At 27.8% G+C, this 26,590-nt stretch carries 21 protein-coding genes; 7 read left to right on the top strand and 14 right to left on the bottom strand.

Annotated features, from left to right (window positions below; all coding sequences use genetic code 11):
* The 3 genes from citD to citF form a co-directional block, all read left to right on the top strand.
* The coding region (citD, locus tag ACPKM0_RS07235) for a citrate lyase acyl carrier protein (protein ID WP_472474703.1) at positions 1 to 319 on the top strand (319 nt) is incomplete at its 5' end.
* Entirely contained in the window at positions 309 to 1,187 is an 879-nt protein-coding gene (locus ACPKM0_RS07230; RefSeq protein WP_472474701.1) for an aldolase/citrate lyase family protein, read from the top strand. The genes citD and ACPKM0_RS07230, both read left to right, overlap by 11 nt.
* 9 nt (positions 1,188 to 1,196) lie before the next feature.
* Entirely contained in the window at positions 1,197 to 2,750 is a 1,554-nt protein-coding gene (gene citF / locus ACPKM0_RS07225; RefSeq protein ID WP_472474699.1) for a citrate lyase subunit alpha, read from the top strand.
* On the opposite strand, the gene ACPKM0_RS07220 is transcribed toward citF, so the two are convergent.
* The 6 genes from ACPKM0_RS07220 to yedE all read right to left on the bottom strand — a co-directional run bounded on the left by ACPKM0_RS07220 (position 2,747) and on the right by yedE (position 9,281).
* The gene (locus tag ACPKM0_RS07220) at positions 2,747 to 5,965 is read right to left on the bottom strand and encodes an ATP-binding protein (protein WP_472474698.1); all 3,219 of its coding nucleotides are present in this window, start codon (positions 5,963 to 5,965) and stop codon (positions 2,747 to 2,749) included. The genes citF and ACPKM0_RS07220 overlap by 4 nt on opposite strands.
* A gap of 84 nt (positions 5,966 to 6,049) precedes the next feature.
* Positions 6,050 to 6,544: a peptide-methionine (S)-S-oxide reductase MsrA gene (gene msrA, locus ACPKM0_RS07215; RefSeq protein ID WP_472474697.1), complete on the bottom strand. Its 495-nt coding sequence runs from the start codon at positions 6,542 to 6,544 to the stop codon at positions 6,050 to 6,052.
* A 130-nt stretch (positions 6,545 to 6,674) separates the two neighbouring features.
* Positions 6,675 to 7,697 carry a selenide, water dikinase SelD gene (gene selD / locus ACPKM0_RS07210; protein WP_472474696.1) on the bottom strand — a complete coding sequence of 341 codons (1,023 nt, stop codon included), beginning with the start codon at positions 7,695 to 7,697 and terminating at the stop codon, positions 6,675 to 6,677.
* Positions 7,694 to 7,918, bottom strand: coding sequence for a putative Se/S carrier protein (locus tag ACPKM0_RS07205; protein ID WP_472474694.1), 225 nt, complete (start codon positions 7,916 to 7,918; stop codon positions 7,694 to 7,696). Before ACPKM0_RS07205 ends, selD begins: the two co-directional genes overlap by 4 nt.
* Positions 7,918 to 8,136 carry a sulfurtransferase TusA family protein gene (locus tag ACPKM0_RS07200; protein ID WP_472474692.1) on the bottom strand — a complete coding sequence of 73 codons (219 nt, stop codon included), beginning with the start codon at positions 8,134 to 8,136 and terminating at the stop codon, positions 7,918 to 7,920. The genes ACPKM0_RS07205 and ACPKM0_RS07200 overlap by 1 nt, the downstream gene beginning before the upstream one ends.
* A gap of 98 nt (positions 8,137 to 8,234) precedes the next feature.
* Entirely contained in the window at positions 8,235 to 9,281 is a 1,047-nt protein-coding gene (gene yedE / locus ACPKM0_RS07195) for a YedE family putative selenium transporter (RefSeq protein WP_472474690.1), read from the bottom strand.
* 98 nt (positions 9,282 to 9,379) lie between these two features.
* Between yedE and ACPKM0_RS07190 the strand changes: the two genes are divergently transcribed.
* The 4 genes from ACPKM0_RS07190 (at position 9,380) to ACPKM0_RS07175 (ending at position 14,168) form a co-directional block, all read left to right on the top strand.
* Positions 9,380 to 10,525, top strand: coding sequence for an aminotransferase class V-fold PLP-dependent enzyme (locus ACPKM0_RS07190; protein ID WP_472474689.1), 1,146 nt, complete (start codon positions 9,380 to 9,382; stop codon positions 10,523 to 10,525).
* A 143-nt stretch (positions 10,526 to 10,668) separates the two neighbouring features.
* Positions 10,669 to 11,832 carry a lysophospholipid acyltransferase family protein gene (locus tag ACPKM0_RS07185; RefSeq protein ID WP_472474687.1) on the top strand — a complete coding sequence of 388 codons (1,164 nt, stop codon included), beginning with the start codon at positions 10,669 to 10,671 and terminating at the stop codon, positions 11,830 to 11,832.
* Positions 11,819 to 13,171: a sodium/glutamate symporter gene (locus tag ACPKM0_RS07180; protein WP_472474685.1), complete on the top strand. Its 1,353-nt coding sequence runs from the start codon at positions 11,819 to 11,821 to the stop codon at positions 13,169 to 13,171. Before ACPKM0_RS07185 ends, ACPKM0_RS07180 begins: the two co-directional genes overlap by 14 nt.
* A gap of 43 nt (positions 13,172 to 13,214) precedes the next feature.
* Entirely contained in the window at positions 13,215 to 14,168 is a 954-nt protein-coding gene (locus ACPKM0_RS07175; protein WP_472474683.1) for an alpha/beta hydrolase, read from the top strand.
* Here the strand turns inward: ACPKM0_RS07175 and cuyB are convergent.
* The 8 genes from cuyB to ACPKM0_RS07135 form a co-directional block, all read right to left on the bottom strand.
* Positions 14,165 to 14,863 carry a cysteate racemase gene (gene cuyB, locus ACPKM0_RS07170; RefSeq protein ID WP_472474681.1) on the bottom strand — a complete coding sequence of 233 codons (699 nt, stop codon included), beginning with the start codon at positions 14,861 to 14,863 and terminating at the stop codon, positions 14,165 to 14,167. The genes ACPKM0_RS07175 and cuyB overlap by 4 nt on opposite strands.
* 234 nt (positions 14,864 to 15,097) lie before the next feature.
* Positions 15,098 to 16,495 (bottom strand): TolC family protein, encoded by a 1,398-nt coding sequence (locus tag ACPKM0_RS07165; protein WP_472474680.1) that lies wholly within the window; start codon positions 16,493 to 16,495, stop codon positions 15,098 to 15,100.
* A 13-nt stretch (positions 16,496 to 16,508) separates the two neighbouring features.
* Positions 16,509 to 19,556: a hypothetical protein gene (locus tag ACPKM0_RS07160; protein ID WP_472474678.1), complete on the bottom strand. Its 3,048-nt coding sequence runs from the start codon at positions 19,554 to 19,556 to the stop codon at positions 16,509 to 16,511.
* 4 nt (positions 19,557 to 19,560) lie between these two features.
* Positions 19,561 to 22,845, bottom strand: a complete 3,285-nt coding sequence (locus ACPKM0_RS07155) for an efflux RND transporter permease subunit (RefSeq protein WP_472474676.1) — start codon at positions 22,843 to 22,845, stop codon at positions 19,561 to 19,563.
* A gap of 15 nt (positions 22,846 to 22,860) precedes the next feature.
* On the bottom strand, positions 22,861 to 23,961 hold the full coding sequence (locus ACPKM0_RS07150; protein WP_472474675.1) for an efflux RND transporter periplasmic adaptor subunit: 1,101 nt from the start codon (positions 23,959 to 23,961) through the stop codon (positions 22,861 to 22,863).
* A gap of 155 nt (positions 23,962 to 24,116) precedes the next feature.
* Positions 24,117 to 25,034: an alpha/beta hydrolase gene (locus tag ACPKM0_RS07145; RefSeq protein WP_472474673.1), complete on the bottom strand. Its 918-nt coding sequence runs from the start codon at positions 25,032 to 25,034 to the stop codon at positions 24,117 to 24,119.
* On the bottom strand, positions 25,031 to 25,582 hold the full coding sequence (locus ACPKM0_RS07140; protein WP_472474671.1) for a TetR/AcrR family transcriptional regulator: 552 nt from the start codon (positions 25,580 to 25,582) through the stop codon (positions 25,031 to 25,033). The genes ACPKM0_RS07145 and ACPKM0_RS07140 overlap by 4 nt, the downstream gene beginning before the upstream one ends.
* An 86-nt stretch (positions 25,583 to 25,668) precedes the next feature.
* A complete protein-coding gene (locus ACPKM0_RS07135) occupies positions 25,669 to 26,157 on the bottom strand; it encodes an HD domain-containing protein (RefSeq protein WP_472474669.1) in 489 nt (162 codons plus the stop codon).
* Positions 26,158 to 26,590: the final 433 nt, after the last annotated feature.

Here is a 26,590-nt window from a genome sequence, read left to right as displayed (position 1 = left end):
TTTTTGGGGGAACGTTTTGGAAATTAAAAAATTATCTAGTGCCGGGACATTAGAATCTAGTGATATTTTAATTAAAATTGAAAAAAGTGAAAAAGATGGAATTCATATTCATCTTGATAGTCCAGTAAAACAGCAGTTTGGTGATCAAATTAAAAAAGTAATTACTGAATCTGCTGAAATTGTTGGAGTTAAAAAAGCTTGTGTTACTGCGATTGATAAAGGTGCTTTAGATTGTGTAATAAAAGCAAGAGCTTTGACTGCTTTTTATCGAGCTTGTGAATCTGATGATTATAATTGGGAGCTGAATAATGAGCGATAGACTAAGAAGAACTATGATGTTTGTTCCTGGAAATAATCCTGGAATGGTTAAAGATGCATATATTTATAAATGTGATAGTATCATGTTTGATTTAGAAGATTCTGTAGCATTAATGGAAAAAGATGCTGCTAGGTATTTAGTTTATAATTCTTTGAGAGCAATAGATTATGGTGATAAAGAATTAGTTGTAAGAATTAATGATCCAAGAACAGACTGTGGTAAAAAAGATATTAAAGCCATGGTTGCTTCAAAAATAGATGTAATTAGATTACCAAAAACTGAAAGTGTTGAAGATGTAATTATTTGTGAAAAAGAAATTGAAAAGGCTGAGGAAGAATTTGGTATTGAAAAAGGTACTATAAAAATGATGGCAGCTATTGAAAGTGCAATTGGTGTATTAAATGCTAGAGATATTGCTTTTTCATCAAAAAGGTTAATTGCAATTGCTTTAGGTGCAGAGGATTATGTTACAGATTTAAAAACTAAAAGATATGATGATGGTGTTGAACTTATGTTTGCAAGATCAATGTTACTTCATGCAGCAAGAGCTGCAAAGATTGATGCTCTTGATACTGTATATTCTGATTTAAGTAATGAAGAAGGTTTTATTAGAGAAGTAAAATTGATTAAAAAATTAGGGTTTGATGGTAAATCAATTATTAATCCAAGACAAATTGAACCTATAGTTGAAATATTTACTCCAACACAACAAGAAATTGAAAAAGCTTTAGATATTATGGATGCTATTGAAGAAGCCCATAAAAGAAAGAGTGGAGTTATTAGTTTAAATGGGAAAATGATAGATAATCCTATCGTTTTAAGAGCTGAAAGAACTATTAAACTTGCAAAAGCAGCTAGAATAATTTAGAGGAAATTTATGAAAAATAAAAATCTTAATAATATACCAAAATTTGGTAATTTATCAAATTCACATCCTTTATTTACAAGTGAAAAAGTATATAAAGATAGAAAATCATGTATAGAAAGAGAAGAATGTGAATCTAAAGTATTATATAGTATAGAAGAAGCTATAAATAAATCTAATTTAAAAGATGGAATGACTATTTCTTTTCACCATCATTTTAGAGATGGAGATTATGTATTAAATAATGTAATGAAAGTTATAGCTAATATGGGATTTAAAGATCTAACATTAGCAACTTCTTCTTTAATGTCAGTTCATGCACCTTTAATTGAACATGTAAAAAATGGTGTGGTAAGTAGAATAGAAACAAGCGGTATGAGAGGAGATTTAGCTCAAGCGGTTTCTAAAGGATTACTTGATATACCTGTAGTTTTTAGATCTCACGGAGGAAGAGCATATGCTATTAAGAATGGAGATATAAAAATTGATGTGGCTTTTTTAGGAGCTCCTTCATGTGATTCTTATGGTAATGCAAATGGTTATTCTAGAGATCATGATAATGGTGTTATCTGTGGATCTTTAGGTTATGCAAAAACAGATGCTCAATATGCAAATTCCGTTATTATTTTAACAGATAATTTAGTTCCATTTCCTAATCTTCCTGCTGGTATCTTCCAAAGTGATGTTGATTATGTTGTAAAAGTAGATTCGATAGGAGATCCAAAAGGGATTATGAGTGGTGCAACTAGATTTACTAAAAATCCTAAAGAACTATTAATTGCAGAGACAGCTGCAGAAGTTATTGATGCTAGTGGTGTTTTAAAAAATGGGTTATCACTACAGATGGGTAGTGGAGGAGCCTCTTTAGCAACAGCAAGATTTCTAAAAGAAAAAATGTTAAAAAAAGATATTAAAGCAAACTTTGCTTTAGGTGGAATCACTGGTGTAATGGTTAAATTACATGAGGAAGGTTTGATTAAAAAAATATTAGACGTTCAATCCTTTGATTTAGAAGCTGCTAGAAGTTTAAAAGATAATAGATTTCATCAACAAGTTTCAGCTTATTATTATGCTAGTCCTAATAATCCAGGTTCTGCAGTAAATCAGTTAGATGTTGTTATTTTATCTGCTTTAGAAGTAGATGTTGATTTTAATGTTAATGTACTAACAGGCTCTGATGGAACAATAAGAGGTGCTATAGGTGGGCATCAAGATACTGCAGCAGGAGCATCTTTATCAATTATAGTTTGTCCTTTAACAAGAGGTAGAATTGCTAGTATTGTAGATAAAGTTAATACAATAGTGACTCCTGGAAAATCTGTGGATATTGTTGTAACAGATCAAGGTGTTGCAATTAACCCAAACAGAACTGATTTAATAGAAAAGCTAAAAGATTCATTTATTAATTTGACAACAATCGAAAAGCTCCGAGATAAAGCAATTAACCTAGTAGGGAAAGCAAATCCTATTGAATATACTGATAAAGTCGTTGGTATTGTAACATATAGAGATGGCTCAGTTATCGATTTAATTTATCAAGTAAAAGAAGTAGAAGATGATGATTAGTTATTAATTTCTATATTTTTTGTTAGCCATATTTCTTTCAATATATTATATAGTTTATTACTATTTATTGGTTTAGAAATATGGCCATTCATTCCAAAATTTGTGCTTTCTTCAATATCACTTTTAGTGACATTTGCAGTTAGTGCATATATTGGGATGTTTTTAGAATTTTTTATGTTAGATTTTCTTATTTTTTGCGTAGCTTCTAAACCATTCATTATTGGCATTCTAATATCCATCAAGATTAAATCATAATCACTTCCATGATTGTTAATAAATTTGTTTAATCCTATTAATCCATTTTCAGCTATTGATACTTCACATCCAAATGTTTCTATAAGATGTTTTCCTACTAATTGATTTATATCATTATCTTCACATAATAAAACTTTTAATCCAGATAATTTCTGATTTAAATAAGAATAATCTGATATATTTGTTGAATGTAAGTGGTCAAGGTTTTCAATAATATATTCAATTGAAGATAAGAACATAGGCTTTCTTAAATAGTGTTTTATTTCTTTATTACTTAAAGCTTTCTTTAAATATGTAATATCATATCCACTAATTATTAGATATTTATTTTCTTGAATATAATATTTACATAAATCAGATTCAAAGAAATTAGGAGTTGTTGTTATAAAATTATTATCAATTATAATTATATTATAAGGGCTGTTAGATTTATCTGCTTTTTGTGTTTTAATTAAAGCTTCAGAGAGGTTGATACAATAATCATTTTCAATATTAATCGTTTTTAATTGCTTATGAAAAGAAATGGTTGATTCTATTTCTGTATCAACAATTAATATTTTATTATTTTTAGTAGAGTCTTTTTTTAGAATCTTATGATTAATAGAATTATCAATTTCAAGAGGAATGTTTATTGAGAAAATTGAACCTTCATTTTTTTTACTTTTTAAGGTAATTGTACCATTCATTAAAGATACTAAGTTACTAACTATAGATAGTCCTAAACCACTTCCACCATATTTATTAAATGTATCAGAATCAGCTTGAACAAATTTCAGAAATATTTTGTTTTGTAATTCTTTTGAAATTCCTATTCCTGTATCTTTTACTACTATATTTAGTAGAATCATATTCTCGCCTGAAGAAATCTCACTTACTGTTAAATAAACTGTTCCTTCTTTTGGTGTAAATTTAAAAGCATTACTCAGTAAATTTGTAATTATTTGTTTTATTCTAAAGTAATCGCCTTTTAGATTTTCATGGTAAATACGATTTAAATTAACATGAAAATATATATTTTTTTGTTGGCTATTTACATTGTACATAGTTGTTATTTCTTGAACTAAGTTTTTGAGATTTAAAGGGGCGTTTAAAATTGAAAGTTTACCGTCTTCTATAGCAGAAATATCTAGAATGTCATTTATTAAACCTAATAAATATTTTGAAGATATATCTATTTTATTTATATATTCTTCAACTTGATCGGTATTAGTTATATTATTTTTTGATAACTCAGTTAATCCAATAATAGCATTCATTGGTGTTCTTAAATCATGAGACATTGAAGCTAAAAATTCAGATTTAGCTTTATTTGCTTTCTCATATTTTTGATTGCTTAAGTTTAATTCTTGCTCATTCTTCTTAATTTTAGTATTAATGTTTTTTTGATACCTAGTAAATAAATACATACAGGTGATAATAGTAAATGCTAAAAATATGATTAAATTAAAGAAATCTCTATTCGCATAATAAGAATCATAGAAAGAATATTGATAGTTAGTTATTGCACCTTTTAGTATTATATATTCAAGAGTAGAATTATCAATATTGCTGATTGATTTATTTAGAATTGAAAGTAGTATTGGATTATTTTTTTTAATGCCTATCGATAGAAAAACATTAGTCAAATAATTTTCTGTTGCAAATATGTCTGAATATTTAGGATTCTTCATTAAATATTTTATTTCATATTCATTTCCGATTGTAACATCAACTTTTCCTTTTACTAAAGGATCTAGGATGTTATTTGCATTAGTTTTATAAACTTCCCATTGTGGATAATTATTATGTATAAAGTTTAATAATCCTTGATAATTACTAGGACAAGAAACTGTTTTTATATCTTCAAGGTTTTTGGGGTTGTTTTTGTTGAACGTAATTAATTGTTTCATATTAATATAATTGATTGTTAAGTCAATATTAGAATTATGAATTGTTGAATAGTTTCTATTTAGATAAGGGGATATGTCACATAATCCTTGAGCGATTGCTTCAGGTGCTGTTAATCCAAATGGAATTAATATAAATTCAAACTTTAGGTTTGAATTTTTCTCAATTTCTTTCATGTAATCAACAATAATACCTTCATACTTCTTTGTTTTTGAATTATATCTACTTTGTATATATGTATCAGGTAATAGTCCAACAGTGATAACTTCTTGTTCATTTATAAAATCAGTTTCTTCTTTAGTAAAAGCATTTATCGAATAAATATTGTTATTATTATTTGAAATGAAATTTGGTCTTGTTTTTCTATTTTTTTCAGTTGAAAGATTGATAGATTCATTAATTACAGATGTAATGGAATCCCCTTTCATGGCAATAATATAAACAGGAGATGAACTAATTTCACTTATTGAAATTAATTTTGTATTAGAATATTTAGCATAATCAGTAATTATTGAATCTATTTCTTTATTGTTAAGAGCATTCAATAGTGATATTTCAGAATCATATTTTATAATTTTTAATTGTATATTATGTTGTTTTTCATATTCAATAATAGAGTCTATGGTGGAGAGATCTTCTCTTATCCCAACAATCATATTATTAAAATTTTCAAAATCATCATAATAATAATTGTTATTACCTTCTAATGCATATAAGTTAGTATTTAATATATCTATAGGTAAGTCATTGAATTCAAATTTTTCTTTTAGCTTTTCATCTTTGTATTGAATACAGCTTATATCAGCTTTTCCTTGTTCAACAAAATCTAAACATTGTTGGTTGTTTTCAGCCATTATATATTCAAAATGTAAGTTATGAAATTCTCCTATCTCTTCTAAATAATTTGCTAAAAATCCAACATATTTATTGTCTGATTGAAGTTTTATATATCCTGAATCTTTTACGCAAGCAACTTTAATTGTAGAATCGTTTTTGTGTATGTCTTGGGTATCTGAAAAAATACAATTATTGATTAATAAAAATAATGTTATAATAATAATTGTTTTCTTCATATCAAAAATTTCCCATTCCTTGAATTATATGTTCTTATTATACAATACTTTACTGATATGAAAAAGTTAAAAATATAAAAATAATTATTTATTAGCTTTATCAAATATAGTTTTTGATATATGACAATAACCCGAAGGGTTTTTGTCTAAATAGTTTTGATGATAATCTTCTGCAAGATAGAAATTAGATAAAGGCTGTAGTTCAATTTGAATAGGTTTTTTGAAATTTTGTTGTAATTCATCTAGCTTATTCATAGCTATATTTTTAGCTATCTCATCAGTATAATATATTCCAGTTCTATATTGTAATCCTCTATCTCCTCCTTGTTTGTTTAAGGAAGTTGGATCGATTGTTAAAAAATATTTATCTAAAAGTCTTTCTAATGAAATTATAGTATTATCATATTCAATTTTTACTGTTTCAGCAAAATTGTATTTTTGTGAGCAAACTTCTTCGTAGGATGGATTATTAATTGTTCCATTTGCATAGCCAACTTTAGTATCGATAACGCCATCTATTAATGAAAAAAAATGTTCACATCCCCAAAAACATCCACCAGCTAAATATATAGTTTTCATATTACTTCCTCCAAAGTTATTTCTTATAAATATTATAGTATGATAGAGAGAATAATCAAAGCTTTAAGAACCTTGATTTTTAATAAAAAAACAGCTCCTAAGGAGCTGTAAAACAATACTAAATATATGACTAAATAATAACTAGAGGAGTATCTTGTTTTTCTATAACTTCACCAATTATCCAAGCATCATCTAAATCATTAACTAAACTTTCGGCATCTTTTTTATTTAAAGAAAAAAGTAGTCCACCTGAAGTTTGTGGGTCATGTAGCATGTCAATTATTTCAACAGGAATGTTTTTATTGTAAGTTACTTTCTTATCACTAAAATCTCTATTATTGTACATGCCTTCAGGGAGCAAACCAAATCTTGCTAAATCTAAAACACCATCAAAAAATGGGACTTTTTTAGAATCTATTTTTATTGAGTAATTTTCATTTCCAACCATTTCAATAGAATGTCCTATTAGTGAAAATCCTGTAACATCTGTAGCACAAGAAACATCATATTTAATAGCTGCTTCTTTAGCTTTTTTGTTTAAAGTGGTCATTGAGATTAATGCTTCTTCTTTTAGTTTTTCACTTACTAGTTCAGCTTTTGTTGCTGTATTAATTACTCCAACTCCAATTTTTTTTGTTAGAACAAGACTATCTTTGATTTTTGCACCATGATTTTTCCAAAGTTTTTCTTTTGTACCAAATCCTGTTACACATAATCCATATTTAGGTGTAGCATCGCTAATTGTATGGCCTCCTGCAATTACGCAATTTGCTTCAATAGCTTTGTCTAATCCTCCTTTTAGAATTTGACGCATTACTTCATCTTCTAGACAAGAAGGAAAACATAATAAATTTAGGGCAATACTTGGTTCGCAGCCCATTGCATAAATATCTGAAATAGCATTTGCTGCAGCAACTTGTCCAAATGTGTAAGGATCATCTACCATAGGTGGAAAGAAATCTACACTTTGAACCATTATTCTATTTTCTCCTAAATCGAAAGCAAGAGCATCTTCATTGCCACTAAAATCTTCTAATAACTGAGGAGATTTATAACTTGGAAGAGTTTTTAATATTTCTTCTAACTTTTTAGGAGGTAATTTAGCAGCACATCCACTAGTTTTTACCATTGATGTTAATTTGACTTCATTCATATCTTTAAATATCCTCCGTTTTGATTTATATATACTTCTTCAAATGTTAGAGATTTTAAATTATTTATATTATCAGTATATATAAATGCGCAAGTCCCACACGATGAAGATAAACATCTTGGGACTGGTGCAAGTTTACATTTTATATTATTTTTCTCACAATATTTTTTTGCTATTACTGCATCTAATTGTGTGTTAAACGTAAAAACATAATCTTTCATTATTTTAGCTTTAGATTTAAGATAAATTCTTCATTATCCATATCATTTATTTCTATACTGTAACCCATAGCATTTGCAAATCTACTTACGTTTTCTTTTGCAGCAACATTATCTACAATAACTTTTAATTCTTGTGGTTTTGAATCAATTGCTTTTTTTGTTAAAACAACTGGTATTGGGCAACTTTGACCTCTTGCATCTAATGTTTTAATTTCCATAAAATTACTCCTAATATTGTTATTGATAAATTATCAATATTTTATAATTCTTTTTAATTTCAATCATTTTTTTGATGATTAATGATTGTTTATTATTTTTATAATCCTAATTTTTTTAATTCTTCTTTCTTTTGTTTAGTGATTACTATAGCTATAGTTGATATAATAATTAATCCAACTATTACTGCTATTTTACCATTAGGGTTAACTGTTGTAGGGGAAGAAGCTAGTGAGAAATTATGAGAAATTGCAGCACCAAAAATCATACCAATAATTGTAATCATGCTATCAGTATTACCTTCTCCTGCTAAAATTAATTGTCTAAGTGGGCAGCCTCCTGCAAGAGCCGCTGCAAAACCTACTAAACTCATTGATAATAAATACCAGATTGCATTTGTAAATGTAATGGAGAATGAGAACTGTCCTGTAATAATATTGCCAATTAATACAACAATAAATAGTGATAAAGAACCCCAGAATAATTTAAAATCTTTAAATAAGAAGATATCTCTATATCCTCCTACCATACAAAAACGTGTTCTTTGTGCTAAAATACCAACTATAATTGCAAAAGCAAAACTTGCAATAAAAGGTGCATGTGTTGCTATATCTACATTACCAATCATACCTAGAGCAGAAAGAATTGTTAAGAATACAATAATTGCTATAAAGCTATAGCCCCCAGCTCTTTCAATTCTATAAGATCTTCCAAGTGAAAAACCTTCTCCAAGAAATTTTGATCCAACATATATTCCACCGATAAATCCGATTAAAGCAAAGATCGCTTTTCCATCTCCACCACCAAGTCTTAATACCATTCTAAGTGGACAACCTAAGAAAACTAGTGCTCCAACCATGATAAAAAAGCCTAATACAAATCTAATAATAGGAGATGATCCTCCTGTAGTATTATATTCACCATTAGCTTTAGCAACTATAAAGGCTCCTAAAATAATAGCAAAAATCTCGGCTCTAGCATATTGTAATTTTTCTATTGTGTGTAATTCTAAACTACCTGTAATATCTCTGATAAAACATGCAATACAAAAACCCATGTTTGCTGGATTGCCTAACAGAACTAATATAACAGCAGCAATACCTATAAATGCACCTGTTAATATTATTTTGTAATTTTCTTTTTCCATAAAAACTCCATTATATTTTTTAACCTAATATGAGTTTTATCATTATATTTTAAAAAAAGCAATGGATTTTTTATATATTAAATGATATATTTATAAGTATGTTTAGTAATCATCAAATTTATTTGGATAATTCTGCAACAAGTTATCCGAAACCTAAAAGTGTTGTATCTTCTGTAAGTGATTATTTAATTAATTGTGCGAGTAATCCTGCAAGAGGTGTTTATGAGAGTGCATTAGATGCATCATTAATACAAATTGATACAAGAGAATTGATATGTAAATTGTATAAAGCTAAAGACTTTAAAAATGTAATTTTCAATAGTGGTATTACACATTCTTTAAATCAATTGATTTTTGGATCTTTAAATAAATTAGATCATGTTATAATTACACCCTTTGAACATAATGCTGTTGTTAGATCTTTAGAGATGAATGAAATTGAATATAGTATTTTAAAAAATACTAAAGAAGGTTTTGTTGATTTTTCAAAAGCTAAGAATCTTATTAAAAAAAATACTAAAGCTTTAATTTTTAATTGTGCTTCTAATGTTTTTGGATTAGTTCAACCTATTAATGATGCTAAACAATTTTCAAGAGAAAACAATTTGAATTTGTTTGTTGATACTGCTCAATCTACTCCAATAATTGATTTAGATATTGATGGAATTACTGCTATATCTTTTACTGCACATAAAGGGTTGATGGGCATAATGGGAACTGGGGGTATTGTCTCTAATGATAGTGATTTTTTATTAAGCTTAAAACCTTTGATATCTGGTGGTACAGGTTCTAAAAGTGCTTTATTAAAAATGCCAAATATTTTACCTGATTATTTAGAACCTGGGACTCAAAATATGGTTGGTATAGTTGCTTTAAATGCTGCTTTAAAATATTTCTTTGAAAATGAACAAAAGATTAAAAGTATTTATAAGTCTAGGGTTTCTCAATTGATAGAAGGTTTATCAAAAATTAATGAAGTAGACATTTATGGTTCTTTGGATATTGAAAGAAGATGTGGAGCTGTTTCCTTTAATATTCAAAGTGTAGATCCATCATTAACTGCTTATGAGTTAAATGAAAGAGGTATTGAATTGAGAGTTGGTTTACATTGTGCTCCATTAGCACATAAGGCAATGAAGACTTATCCTTTAGGTACTAATAGGTTAAGTGTTAGTTCTTTTACAAGTGAAAGTGATATAGAATATACTATAAATGCTGTTAGGGAAGTCAGTAAAAAACTATAAAATTTAAATGATATATATGTTATGTTATTAATTTAACAATATTTTTTATATAAATAGCCTAATATTGAGTATTAAATGTTTTTTTTATGTAAATAAAAAGATTTTTGTTTCTAAAATTTAATTTATAATTTATTCTATATTAGATGTCAAAAGAAAAACCAATTTTTATAAGATTTATAGCAAAGCCTTTGTACAAAACTTTTTATCTTAACCCTAGAGTTAGAATAATTAAAGAAGATGGAGGCTTGTTAGATAAGATTAAAGGGCCAGCAATTATTGTCGGCAACCACTGTCATTCATTAGACCCTATGTTTGTCTATGCAGAAATGAAACCTCATGTTAGATGGGTAGCTGGTGCATATTTATTTAAAACAAAATTTGTTGGATTTGTCGTAGAACATTTAGCTATGTGTATTCCTAAACAACAAGGTCGTAGTGACTTAAAAACTATTAAAACAATTAGTAGTGCTTTAAAGGCTAATACTATTGTAGGTCTTTTCCCAGAAGGAACTAGAACTTGGGATGGGGACAGTTATGATTTAGATCATAAAGCTACTGCCAAAATGCTTAGAATTTTTAAAGTTCCTGTTTATTTTCTATCGTTAGAAGGTGCTTATGATTTGCATCCTAGATGGGCTGATGAGAAACGAAGAGGTTTATTAGTTATTCGTTTAAAGAAGGTGTTAACCACTGAAGAACTTAAAACTAAAAAATTAGATGAGTTAATTCAAATTACTAAAGAAAATCTCTCCTATAATCATGAAGAATGGCAAAATAAAACTAAAAGGCCTTTTTCTTGTAAGAATAGAGCACATGGTATTCAGAGATTGTTATATGTTTGTCCTAAATGTCATAGTATTCAAACAATTATTGGAAAGAAACATTCTGTAATATGTACAGCTTGTAATACAGAGGATATCCTAACTGAACAAACCCTTTTAGAAAAAGGGACTTTTGGTTTTTCTTCTTTAGCTAAATGGAATTCTTTCCAGCAAAAGTATATTAAAGAAAATTTAATTACTTATAAAAATGATAAAGGAGACTTCTTTAAAAAAGGAGTTGAAAATCGCTTTGAAATGATTTCGAAGAATTATGATTGTTTATTAAATCCTAATGAATTAAGATTTTCCTTAGATAATGGAAAAACTTTAGTCTTTGAGTTATGTAAAATAGAAAGTATGATTTTATCGGTTAAGCAATCAATAGAATTTTATTATGAGAATCAATTATATAGTTTTAGATTACAACCTAAATTGAATTCTCTAAAGTACGTGCAACAATGGGAGGCTGCAAATGCTAGAATATAATATAATGGTGCATTTAGGTGCAATTTCTGTAGCTTTAATTTTAGGTGCATTTATTAGACATAAAGTAACTACATTTAGTAGATTCTTAATTCCAGCACCAATAATTGCAGGTTTCTTTTTATTATTCTTTTATAATTTTATAGCTCCTAAATTTGGATTAACTCAAGATTTCTTAGGGGATCTTGTTTATCATATGTTAAATATTTCATTTATTGCTATGATGCTTAGAACTAAAGATGGAGACTTTGAGAATAAGAAAAATGGTAATGTTTTTGCCAATGTTTTTACTACAGTAAATCAATATGGATTACAAGTATTTTTTGGACTATTAGTAGTATTAATTTTAATGTACACAATTTCTCCAAATTTGTTTCCAGCTTTTGGATTTCTTTTAGCTTTAGGCTTTGAATTAGGCCCTGGTCAAGCATATTCAATTTCTAATGGATGGATTGCTATGGGTTTTGAAGGAGCTTCATCTGTAGCTTTAACAATTGCCGCAGCTGGTTTCCTTGTTGGTGCTATTGGCGGGGTTATAATTGTTAACTGGGGAATTGCAAAAGGGTATGTAGATAATCCCGTTAATAATAAAGAAATTGATGAAAGAAAACATGATGGTTTAATCGAATATTTTAATCTTGATTCACTCACCTTCCATTTTGCAGTTGTGATTGGGACCTATTTACTAAGTTTAATTTTGTTAACAGTACTTACATATTTACTTGCTTTTTTAGGTCCCATAGGTGTTCAATTTGGGGATAGTTTATGGGGATTGAATTTTATTTTCTCTTCTTTAATTGCTATTCTTGTAAGACGTTATGTAAAATTTGTTGGTATTGGATCTTCTATTGAAGAATCTATGTGTAATAGAATTAGTGGTATTAGTATAGATTTAACTATTTCTGCATCTTTAGGTGCTATTTCATTAACTGCAATTAGTAATTATCTCTTTGAAATATTTATTATGATTGTTTTGGGTATATTTATTGCTACTAAATTATTACCTTTATACTGTAAGAATGTATTTTCTGATAATTGGTTTAAAAGAATGTTGATATTATTTGGTTGTGCAACAGGTACTTTGCCTACTGGATTAGCATTACTTAGAATTGTTGAACCTAAAATGGATTCTCAAGTAGCAACAGATTATATGTATTCTGCAGCTATTGTTTTTCCAATAATGATACCATTGATTTTATGTGCTAATTTACCAGCACTTGCTGCAACAACTAATAATATGATGTATTTCTATACTGCCTTAATTGTAGCCTTTGTTTATTTAGTTGCTTCACTTATATACTTATTCTTTAGAAAAAAAAGAATAAAATCATTAAAAGCTTAAATTTTGGATATTCAAGCATTTCCTTTTTTGTTAAATTTATACTATGAAAATTGAAAAGGAAATGATTGATAAAGATTATCGCATTGGGTTAAGGCTTTCGAAAGTTATCCTTAATCCTACTGTGAAAAGATATAAGCAAATAAATAAAATTAATTCAAGATTAATTAATAAACCTCTTAAAAAATTTATTTCCAAACAGTTTTATATTCAAGATAATATTACAAAAAACAAAGTTAGAGTACGTGTTTATATGAGAAAGAATCATAATCATGACTGTCCTGGAATTATTTATCTTCATGGTGGTGGTTTTGTTTTAAATTATCCTGAAAATAGTCACTCTGAAATTAAACATATTTTAAATTCAATTGATTGTGTAATTGTAGCTCCTGATTATAGAAGAAGTTTAGATGCCCCTTATCCTGCAGCAATAGATGATTGTTATCAATGTCTTTTATGGATGAAAGAAAACAGTAATAGCTTAGGTTTTAGAAATAATCAAATTTTTGTTATGGGTAAAAGTGCAGGTGGAAATCTTGCAATTAGTTTATCTTTATTAGCTAGAGATTATAATAAGGTATCAATAGCATTCCAATTCCCTATCTCCCCTATGTTAGATGATAGAATGAATTCTTTATCAATGAAAGATCATGATGGGCCTATTTGGAATGAGGCACAAAATAGATTTGCTTGGGATTTGTATTTAAAAAATGTAAAAGATGTTCCAATTTATGCAGCTCCAAGTCGATTGAAAGATTATTCAAATCTTCCTCCAACTTCTGGATATATCGGGGATTTAGATCCTTTTATTGATGAAACTGTTGAGTTTTATAAAAACTTATCTAAGTTCAATGTAGAAAATAATTTGAAAATATTTGAAAGTGTTTATCATGGATTCACTAATGTAAATCCTATGGCCCCTAAGACAATAGAGGCTAAAGAATTTATTACTTCTCAACTAATTTATGCAAAAGATAATTATTTTAAAGAACAGAATTAGTTTTTAACTGCATATCCTGCAGTTTCTATAATTTTTTTAGCTAAAACTAGTGTTGGATCAACAACTTTATAATCCAAATCATTTTCAGCAAATAATATAGGAAGTTCAGTACAGCCTAAGATTATGTTATCTAAATTGTTCTCTAAATACTCATTAAGATATTTTTTAAAAATATCAACTCTATCATATTTAATACCTTTTTTTACATAATCATAAATTGCAGTCATAACTTCTTCTTGAAAGTCTTGTTTAGGAGTAATTACATTTAGACCCAATTGAGAGAATATTTCTTGATATATTTTAGTTTTTACAGTTCCAACTGTAGCTAATAAAAGTAAATTAGTTTCTCCCTTACTTTTTAAATATTTTGCAGTTTCTTCTATCATATTAATAATTGGTACATTAACTTCTTTAGATAATCTGCTATAGAAATAATGAGCAGTGTTACAAGGCATAGCTAAAAAATCAGCTCCTATTGATTCTAATTTTTTTGCAGATTCACTCATATATTTTAAAGGTAAGTCACTGTTATTTAAAATTGATTTGGTTCTATCTGGAATATCAATATTGTTATCAATTAATATATGTATGTGATTATTATCAGAATCTGAAACAGTATTTGATACTATTTTTTGAAATAAATCTACTGTAGCTTGAGGACCCATTCCTCCAATTATTCCTACGGTTCTTTTCATTTTTTTATCCTTAAATTAAGTAATGTTAAAATGATTATAACATTAAAAGAGAGAAGGAAAAATATAAAAGAGTGATTCTCTTAGGAGTTTATTAGTTTTTGAATTAACCTATATATTCTAAGTGTATAGATAATTTATTTTTATAGATTGTTTTAATTTAGAAAGACTTATAAATAGAAAAGAACCGCTATTAGTATATATAACTAATTAACGGTCCTATTTGTTGTATTTTGTTTAACTTATTAGGTACATAATTGTATAATAAGATTGCGCTCTTTCTATTAGCTCTTTATATATTTCAATCTCGCTAGCTTTTAATTTAAGTTCTTCCTTTAAAATTGAGGCTTTATCTCCAAATCCTTGTTCATATTCTTGATTTAGATTTATAATTTTACTCTGTATAATTTGCGAGTTTAGTTCTTCATATTCAATCTTAGAAGTAGTAAGTTCAATATTATATAAATTCTCACTAAGTTTTTGAGTTATTTCATTTCTTGCATTTGTTAAATCCTCTAGAGACTTCTCTTCATTGATTGTTTTTCTTGCAATATCATTTAATTTCTTTCCCCCATCCCATAATGTTGTGGTAATAGCTATTGTAAAATTAGCATAAGCTTCATCACTAGTATAATAACCTGTTTCTACAAAAGGGAATCTATAACCACTGTAATTAGTTGAAATTTGTAGAGCTAAATCAGGTTTATAATAGATGCTTTCTTTTGCTATTTTTACTTGATCTTCTTGTACGGAATTAAGCAATGTTAGCATTTGGATAGTATCCCTTTTACTATTTAATGATTGTGCAATTAAACTTTCTTTCGGTTTTAAAAGTAAAGAGTTTATTATATCTTCATTAACTACATATTCAATGTCATCACTAGTAATATTTTTGATATTTGTGAGTTTAGTTATTTGAGATAATTGAGTATTTTCTTCTTTTTCTATTTCTTTTAATCCAATATCTATTTGCTTTGCTTGAATTTTAGCTTCTAATACATCTTGTTCAATAACCATATGATTGTCATAAGCATCATTTACCATATTAATTAGTTCATTTGCAATCTCTGCTTGTTCTAATAAATTAGCTTTCATTTGTTTTAGATAATATATAGCGGCTTCTCTTGTTTCTAGTTCACATAATAATTGCTTATATAATGAATTTGATTTTATTGTTTTTATATCAATTACTTTATTATATAAATCTACTGAAGTATTAATTTTACCCCAAGTATATATTGGTTGAGTAATTGTAATTCCAAAATCATAATAAGTATTTTCCATTCCATCATAAACTGTTATAGGTCCATCAAGGCCCAAAGATGAAAGGGAAGATAAGGTGCCAGAGGTTCCTGTTTGACCATCTATATAATCTTCTGTATAGATTACAATTTTATCAATATATGGATTAGCCATATATGTAGCTGTTGATAAAAAATCTATTTGAGGATAATAAGCTGCTTTTGCATCTTTTAAATCAAGAGCAGCTAATTCAATGTCTTTTTTACTATTTTGTAATGAAGGGTTATTTGTCATCATTTTATATGCTAATTCATCATGTGTTATTGCAAATAAATTTCCGATTGATAAACCCATCATTAATAAGGAAATATAGCAAATCTTTTTAATTTTCATATAAATTCCTCTTTTATAGTACATATGTTGTATCGCCATCAACATATACATATGCCTCTACTTCATCACTAGAGTTATTTTTAGTAGTGAATATACTCATATAATCAGTATCATCTAATTCTGGAGAACTTTCATTTTGTACATTATTTACAATAACTTTAAAGTTTTGGGTTAAATATTTAGAAGAAGATGAATATTGATCAAAATCAGCAATTATTGATTGTTCGTATGAAGTGCTAAAATATCCATTTTCAATGTTACTTGAATTAAAATCTGAAGCATCATTTATGTAATTACTTTGAGTTGGAGAGGATAGCTCTATAACATCTTCTTCATCATAAGTTCCATTGAATTCTGGTAATAACCAGACTGTATGGCCATTATCTAATGTTGAGTCATTTAATATAAATCTTCCTTCTAGTGATAAGTCTGTTGGGTATTGATAATCTTTAATATATAAGTTTAATTCATTGTCATTTGTATTTGTTAAAGTGAAACTTTCTTCATATCTATCGTCATCACTTGAGCCAACTGTGTATCTTTCAGTTTCTACTTCATTATCAGGATCATTGCTACAAAGCCTATATCTTACTTCGTTTCTTGTATCTTGTAAGTCAATTGTTACAGTTGTTGAGACACTGTCATTTCTTTCTACTTCAATTGAGTAAGTATTATTTGTAGGAATGCTAGTATATGTTTCAACAACATCTTCATCTCCATCGTTGTATGAAAGAGTAATTGTTGGATCTACATTTGATATTGTTAATTCATCATTTGTTGCAATATTAATTAAATTAAAGGTAATATCATATATTATCTTTTTAGATCTAATATATACATCAACATCTTTGGATGTTTCATTTTCCTCATATGATGTACTTGGAGAATTAGCTAAGCTTGTAACTTCAATTTGATTGTCACTATCATTATCATATAGCATCTCATATGAGTCACTATCAGTGTTAAATAAATAGTATTTTACTATTGGGTAATTAGTATCACTGTTTACACTATCTGGTAGGTCAGCTAAATCTAAATCATCTCCATATTTTTCCCAATTGAAAGTATATATTCCTGTTGCATTTGTATCTTTATAGTATTTTGACAAAACTAAATTTGCATCAGTTGTATCTTCTTCATATATATTTAATTTTACCTTTGGATCAAAATCTTCAAAACTTATTGTTGAATTGTTATCTTCTATATCGTTTAATGTGAAATTAATTGTGTAATCTTCATTTAGTTTTTCCATATCAACATCTACGCTTTTGCTTGTAACACCATTTCTAAAAGCAATTGTATCTACATTAGATATTGCATCTTCTTTTGATTTAATATGGGTATAATTTATATTGTCGCTAGTTGTAATATGGCAATAATTAGGTGTGGTTGTATCATATATAAAATATTTTAGGGCAGGGTATTGAACATTTCCATCGCTATCATATTTTTCCCATTCAAATGTATATGTGTTTGTATCAACTCTTGTATCAGGGTATTTTTCATCAGCAGAAGTAAAATCTAAACTATCTAGTGAAGTAGAGTCTCCGTCGTATGCCACAATATATAATTTTACTTTAGCATAGTATGTAGTATCATCACTGCTATCACTTGTAGCAATAGCTACAGTATCTCCATCTTCATAGTCTTCTAAATTAAATTCAATAGTGTAATCTAATTTTACTTTATCTAAATAAGTATCTGCTGAGGTTGAATAATTATCCTCTGAGTAATTAACGAGAGTTTTTTCAATTTCATTTGTATCATCTATTAATGTTCCATCAATATCTGTTTGTACATATTCAACATCATTAGAATCATCTTCTAGTTGATAAGAAATTGATGGATATATTTCATCACCATCACTATTAAACAGTCTGCTTACATTAAATGAATAATATCCATCAGATGGTACTTCATCTACACTGTAAGTTATTGTTTTATATATTTCATCTTCACTTATATCACTATCTTCTACTTCTATTGAATTACTTGTTTCATCATAACCATCAAAATACACTTTTATTGTAGTTTTTGGGGATAGTTCTTCTAAAGTTGGGGTTGAATTTGAACTGTTTGTATCATCGTTTTGTGGATAGTCAAAATTGAATTCAATTCTATAATCTCTGCTTAAACGATCTACATAAATATCTTTAGATAAATTATCACTGTTATCTGTTATTGAAAAAGAAGTTCCGCTTTCTGATAAGTCATTACCCTCATCATCACACATTCTAAAGACTTTTTCTCCTTCTTCTCCTTTATCATAGAAATATATTGTACCACTTGGATATACTAAATCATCTGTATATGTATTAGTTGAACTATCATAATAGTATTTATCACAAATAAATGAGTAGTTATTAGAATCTACACCACTATCTGTTGTTGGAAGCTCTTCATATGTTTGAGTTATTTCTCCAATGTCTGATTGATCTCCATCTTCTGTTAATAGAGTATATTTAATAACTACTTTAGGATTTACTTCAGTTATTGTGAGGGATGAATTGTTATCAGAGTAATCATATAGATTTAATTCTATTGAATATTCTTTAGCAAGCTTTTCATCATATTCACATAAAAAGGATATGTTTTGTGAAGAGTCAGAAAATACAGAATATTGGCTATCATCAAAGAACATTCCATAATCTTTATGATATACAGCTATATGAAAAGTCTTTTCATCTCCATCTTTTCCGAATAATGGGGAGTTTGTTACCCACATAGTTGTTATTGAAAAACCACCACTTGTATTTGTGGTTGTTGTTCGAATTGTATCACTAACAGTTGGCATAGCAATTGTTGAAGATAAGCTTTTAGTATTTGTGCTACTGTAGTTTTCCCATTTATCTTCATATTCTTCGAACTCTCTTTCATCAAAGAATACATAAACACTAGCATCAGAAAGTGAGCTTTGTTCATCAGCACTACTGTTATCTCTTGGTTCTGCTTTTACTGTACCACTAATTGTAGCACTAAAAGTGCTACTACAACTTATAGTTAATATTAAAAAGGTTAATCCTATTAGTAATAATAAAATATTTTTTTTCTTCATCTTCATTTAATTAGTCCTCATTATTCTTGTTGTAATTTTCATTTATTTTCTTTGCTACTGAATTGAGCATTCTAGTTTGTGTTCTTGAAGCTTTTAAAATCTCTCTCAATCTCTGTTTTGATATTAAATCTTCTTTATCTACTTGTTTTAATTGATCTTCCATTGAGATAGTAACTTTGCTACCATCTAATAATAATTCTCCATTATTTATTTTTTTCTTTATTTGTCTAAGTTCTACTACATAATAAATTGTCGGTATTAAAAATAATGAAATAAGGGTAGAGGTTATTAGTCCACCAGCAATTGATTGGCCTAATGGGGCATATAATTCACTACCTATACCAGTAGCAACTGCCATAGGGATTACCCCAAACATGGTTGATAATGTTGTCATTAATATTGGTCTAAGACGAGAGGCGGCTCCTTCAAGCACTATTTTTCTTAGATTATGTTCATTGTCTTTTTGTAGAGCTCTTTTTTGGTTAAAGTAATCTATTAAGATAATACCGTTATTAACTACAATACCTGCGAGTGATAATAAACCTAATACACTAACAATACTCATGGTAGATCCAAAAGATAATAATCCTAAAATAACACCAATTAAACAAAATGGTACTGTTGCCATTACTATTATTGGTTGTCTAAAGTTTTCGAATTGAAATACCATTACTGTGAAAACTAAGAATATTGCGATAATTAATGCAGTAGCTAAAGGTTTAATTGACTCTTGTATTAATTGCATTATTCCACCAGCTTTACTTTCTACGCCTTCAGAGAGGGGATTTTCTTTTAAATAATCATTAATATGGAAAGTAATTGGTGCTGTATCTTCACTTACTAATTTTGCATTTATAGTAATTTGCTTTGCTCTATCACTATGGTTAATCGTAGATACAGCTTTATTAATTTCTATATCAGAAAGAGAGGCAAAACTTATTTCTTTTCCTGTTGCTGAAATAATATGCATTTTGGCAATTGAATCAGGGGTAATTGGTTCATCTTTAATGTTACTTTCTAATTGAATTGTGTATTGATTCCCATCTTCTGCATGATATATTCCTGCATCTAATCCGTTAAATAATATTATGGATGTTATTCCAGCTTCATAACTATTTACACCAACACTGTTTAAAAAGTCATGGGACATATCAAGTATTAATGTTGAACTGTCAAAGTCTGTGTTTAATGATGTAGAAACAACACTTGGATCTTTTTTAATTTCTTCTTCTATTCTTAATGCTTCTGAATATAATAAATCTAAATCTTCACTTACTAGAGTTAATCCATAACCACCTCCATCAGATACATATCCGATTAATTGGTCAATCCCACCATTAGTTACTGTAGTAGTACAATCAACAACTTTTGCTGAAAGTAGTTTTTGAGTTTCTAGTATTATTTCTTGAACTTTTCTATCTCTTTGATCTAAATCTTTTAAAACAATATGGGTGTGTGAATAGTTTGCGGGGTGTTGTCCTGAAAAGTCGCCATTATCTCCTGAATATATGACTATTGATTTTGCTTCAGGTATTGAAGCTTCTACTAATTCGATTGCTTCTAATGTCTTTTCACGTGTTTTTTCAAGATTATATCCTTGTGGATATTTCATATATATATCAAATTCACCAGTATCTACAGAAGGTAAAAATGTGAATCCTAATGCAGTAATTATATATAAAGAGAAAGAAAAAACTAAAACAGAAAGTAATATTACATATCTATGTGTGTTTATGCTCCAATTTAAGGCTGATCTATAACCTTTTTCAACTGACTCCATGAATCTATCAAACAATCTTTTTCTTGGAATTTTAGGAACTGGTTTTAGAATTTTATTCATTAAAAAGGTTACAATCCCAACTGCTATTAAAAAAGATGAAGAAAGTGCAAATATTAATACTAATGATATATCATGTAATAATTGTCCAATTAATCCGTTAAGCATTAAAATTGGAACATATACAACTATAGTTGTCATAACGGACCCAAATATTGATGGTCCAACTTCATCAGCTCCTAAAAGTATATTGTCTTCTTTTCTTCTTTTTCTTTGCCTGTAATATCTATAGACTTGCTCAAGCATAACTATAGAACCATCAACAATCATTCCTAAAGCTACAACTAACCCTGCAATTGCTAATACATTCATACTCATGCCACTTATTCTCATTTCAATAAGTGTTAATAGTATTGAAATTGGAATAGATAATCCAATAATTAATGTAGCTCTCAAATCTCCTAAAAATAGTAAAATGACTAAAACTGCCATTATTAATCCTGAAATTCCAGAGTTTAATACTGTTTGAATAGCTACTTTTGTAGTTTTACTATCATCAGATATTATATCAAATTGAATAGCATCTCCATTTCTGCCTGTTTCTTCTTCAAGAATTTGTTTTAGCTCATTAGATATATCAACTACATTACCTTCAGTTCTTTTTGTAATTTGTACAACTAATAATGAGCCTTGAGGACTGTCAACATAATATTCATTCTCAGGATAAGTAAAGGCTACATCAGCTACATCATCAATTCTGATAATAACATTATTGTATACCCCAACTGGTAGAGATTTTATGTCAGCTAAAGTTTTATAATTCCCTTCATATCTAACGTCAATTGTTCTTCCTTGGTATTCTCCATCTCCAATTGGTAATTTTACATTCCCTGCTTGTAGTGCTTTATATACTGTTGCAACACTAATTCCTTTAGCTGCTAAATCATCTAGTCTGAGTTTTACATTTACTTCTAACTCTTTTTTGTTTAATACGTTTACTGTAGAAACACCAGGGATATGATTGATTAGAGGTTTAAGTTCATCTTCACAATATTTAGTTAATTGAGCTATATCTTCTCCACCTTGAACAGTTAGAGTAATTACAGGAAGCATGTTAGCCCCTCCAACAAATACTCTTGGTTCTCCTTGTATGTTATCAGGTAAGTCGTCAATTAGTTGAGAAACTCGATATCTTATTTCTGGTAGTTGATCATATGGATCGATTCCATCATTGAAATTTACAGTAATCATGGAGTAAGAATTATGTGATTCACTATCCATAGATTTGTAGTTTGGTAGTGTTACAAAGTCATCTTCAAGTATTTTTGTTATATCTGATTCAACATCTGTTGCACTAGCTCCAGGGTAGATTGTTACTATTGTTGCTGATGGTTGGTTGATATTACTTAAGAATTCTAAGGGCATACCACTGAAAGAATAACCAGCGAATACTAATAATGCGATTAGTATCATTGAAATGATTGTTGGGTGCTTTATTGAAAAGTGTGAAATCTTCATTTTTGTTTACTCCTTCTAGTTGTTAGAAATTATATTTACCTTTTGAGAATCAAATACGGTATTCTGTCCTTCAACTATGAAGTTGTAATCTTTGAATTTGTCTGGAACTCTAAAAAGAAAATTATTTTCTTCATTAGATTCAATAAATTTTTCATTTAAATAATGTGCAGCTTGATCACTTTCATCATAATAATAAAGTGATCCATCTAATTTTTTTGCTTCTTGATTTAAGACATATACATTTTCAATTTTTTCATATGTTATTGTAGCTAATGTGTACATACCTGGTCTAAAGAAAGTTAAATCGCCTTCTAATTCTGCTTTTACTATAAATACTTTCGATTCTGGTTGAACATATGGGTCAATTGATAATAACTTTGCGGTTGTTGTAGCATTTGATTGTGGTCTAGATAAATTGATTTCTAATTCATCTTTGTTTGTGATAAATACATCATAATATTTTTCTGGTACTTGAATATTTACTATTTGTGAATCTAAATCAGCAATTACTGCTAATGGGTTTGGAGCTGAAGCTACATTACCTGTTGATTGTGGAGCTAACAAAATTGTTCCACTTACAGGTGCTTTTACACTTGCATATCCTAATTGAACGTTTGCAAGTTCTAGTTGAGCTTTTGCTGCATCATATTTTGCTTTAACTTCATCATAGTTTTGTGCGCTTGTAGCATTTTTTTTATACAATTGCTCTACTCTTTCAAATGTTTTTTCATAAGCATCGAATGCTGCTTTAGCTTGTAAAACTTGTTGTTCAAAAGGAGTAGGGTCTATCTGTGCTACAATTTCGTCTTGGTTAATATATTGACCTACTTTAACATTGTAATCTGTGATAGTTCCTTGAACAAAAGGGATAACAGCAATCATGTCTCTAGCTTCAATATATGTGGGGAAAGTTACTTCCTTCTTTATTGTATCAATATGTGGTTTTTCTATTTTTACAGTAGGTTTTGGAGCTACATAAACTATTTTTTCTGTGTTCTCTATTCTGTAATTTACAAAATATATTAAAGAGCCAAGTATTAAAAATAATACTATATATCTTAATATTATTTTAAATACTTTTGTTTTCTTACTTGTTGATTTTTTCTTGTTCCCCATAATTTTACCTCAAAATATTATTCACAAGAAAAATATTCATAAAAAAAATAATAAGCAAGCTGATTTATTGGACAAATCGTTTGATTTGGGTAATAAATCAGCTACTTATAGGACAAATGGTAATATTTGGGTAAGAAAAAAATAATTTTATTGCATTAATTATTTTGTAGTTTTATGTTTTTTAAAAATTTGTTTACTGTATTTTTGTATTTTTTATAATCTGTAACTACACTTTTTGCATGTTCTGCATCATCTACTAGAAGAAGCATTTTATAACCTTTGTGAGAGTTAAAAAGTTCTTGAGCCATTCTAGGTGGGGTAAAGCTGTCGCTTTTACCATGAACAAATAGCATTGGGATTTCACAGTTTTTAAGGATTGGTTTTAAATCCATATCGGCCCAATGTTGGTTGTATTTTTTGAGAGCATATTTTTCAATTCTATTATAGAAAAAAACTGGCATTTTCATTTGACGTTTCATTTGATATATTAACTCATCTCTAGTGTATGAATATCCACAATCTTCTATAATAAATTTTATTTTTTCACTACGTAATGTTGTAACATACATTGAAGAAAAAGCTCCTAAGGATTCACCATGTAATCCTAAGATTATATCATCACCAAATTTGTCATATATTCTATCGATGATTATAGCTAAGTCTTTATGTTCTTGTTCTCCCATTTGAATTATTCCATCATGTTTATTTTTACCATGATTTCTTAAATCATATAGATAAATATTAAAGTTGTTCTCTCTAAATATATCTATGTATTTTACACCACCTAATCGAGAATATCTAAATCCGTGGGTTAAAATTATATATTTATTAGATTTTTCTTTGCTTTTAATAAATGTTCCATGAATTAAATATCCATCATCGAGAGTGAAATCTAAATCTTCTTTTTCTAAAGAATCATAGTTATCCCATTGTTCATATTCACTTTCAATTTCTTTTGTTTCTTCCCAGCTTCTAACTTTTGGAGAGCAAACTTTATTTACTGCTGTTCTAATTGTGTATTTATATATTATAAATAAAAGAATTAAGATTAATAAAATGATTAAATATGTCATGTTGTTTGTCCTTTTTTTATACTGTCAATGAAACTATTCATTGATAAATTAATTGCTTGTGTGTATGTTATATTTTCACTTATGTGATCTATTACAAGTGACATTGCTTCTTTTAATAAAGCAATTGTGTATGATAAACTCCAATATTCAAAAATACCATTTTCTTTGCCTTTTATTAATAGAATTTCGACAAGTGTCCATTCTTCTCTGTATCTGTTGTTTATTTTTGTTGATAATTTAGGATAATATTTAGAAATATCTTTAGCTTTTTCTAGCTTTATTTTATCTTCACGTGTGAAATTTGTAGTAAGTATTTTTCTAAGTTTAGTTTCTGTATCTAAATTTGAATTAAATATTTGTTGCTGCTTAATGTGAACTTCATTGAAGCTTTCATCTATAATATAAGTTATTAGTTCTTCTTTTGAAGAGAAATATTTATATAATGTTTTTTTGCTAATTTGTAGATTTTTGGATAGATTGTCCATAGAAAATTTATAACCATATTCATTAAATAAATTAATTGTTTCATTGATGATTATTTCTTTCATAGTTTGGTAATATCCTTATGGAAACTCGTAACATAGATTACAGTTTCCATAATATATTACTATCTTTGATAAATCAAGAATTTATTTTATTTTAAATAAAGCGCATCTAATAGATAGAGACCTGTTTTGGTTTTAAAAATGTTCTTTTTTATTGAAGGTAATATTGTTTGAGCTAAATTATCTTCAAAAAAGTTAACAATAATATCTGCTTCAACTAGTATTTGATAATCTATACCATCGATATTTTCGTAAGTGTGGTGGTGGGATACAACATAACTTACTCTATCTGCTATAGCTTTTGAAAAGCCGCATTCTATTACCATGTTTCTAGAAGGCTCTTTTCCTAACTGTTCTTGAAGTTTTCCACTAGTATTATTGTATTTTTCTTCAGCATATTTAATCCCAATATCATGTATATAACCAAGTATTGATATAATGGTATATATATCATCTGATACTTTTTCTCTCTCTGCAATTAATGTCGCATATGCTTCAACTTTTAAAAAATGATTTATTCGTCTAGGATCTCCTTTATAGAATTCAATCATTTTATCTCTAATGGTTGTTGTTTTCATAAAAAATTTTAACCTCTTTATGTGCTTATATTATAAACTAACAATATTATAAAAGAAAGTTACAAAATATAGAGAAACATATGATTATTTACCTAATAATTTGTGAAATATAAAGATTTTATACTTTTAAAAGTCTTTTATTGTAAATAGTTTATATTATTTATTTAATTGTTGGTGTAATAAAAGGCAACTATAATATTTTATAGCTGCCAATTTTTCTTTATAATATATCTATCCATTTTGTTGGATTGGTATTCAAATTTTACTATTCGATTGTATAAGAGATCTTTACGTTACTTACATAATCACCTGCAGGAAGTTCACTGTTACCTTCCCAACTTAAGTTAAAGTAATTAACTAATAAGTCATCATGTTTACCAGCATCTAAAACTTCAATAGATTTTTCAGTATTAACTTTAGGTGTAATACCTGA

This window comes from Pleomorphochaeta sp., from assembly GCF_050031695.1.
Lineage (GTDB): Bacteria > Spirochaetota > Spirochaetia > Sphaerochaetales > Sphaerochaetaceae > Pleomorphochaeta.
The sequence above is the reverse complement of the archived record's forward strand: the minus strand, read 5'-3'. Positions and strand labels throughout refer to the sequence as shown.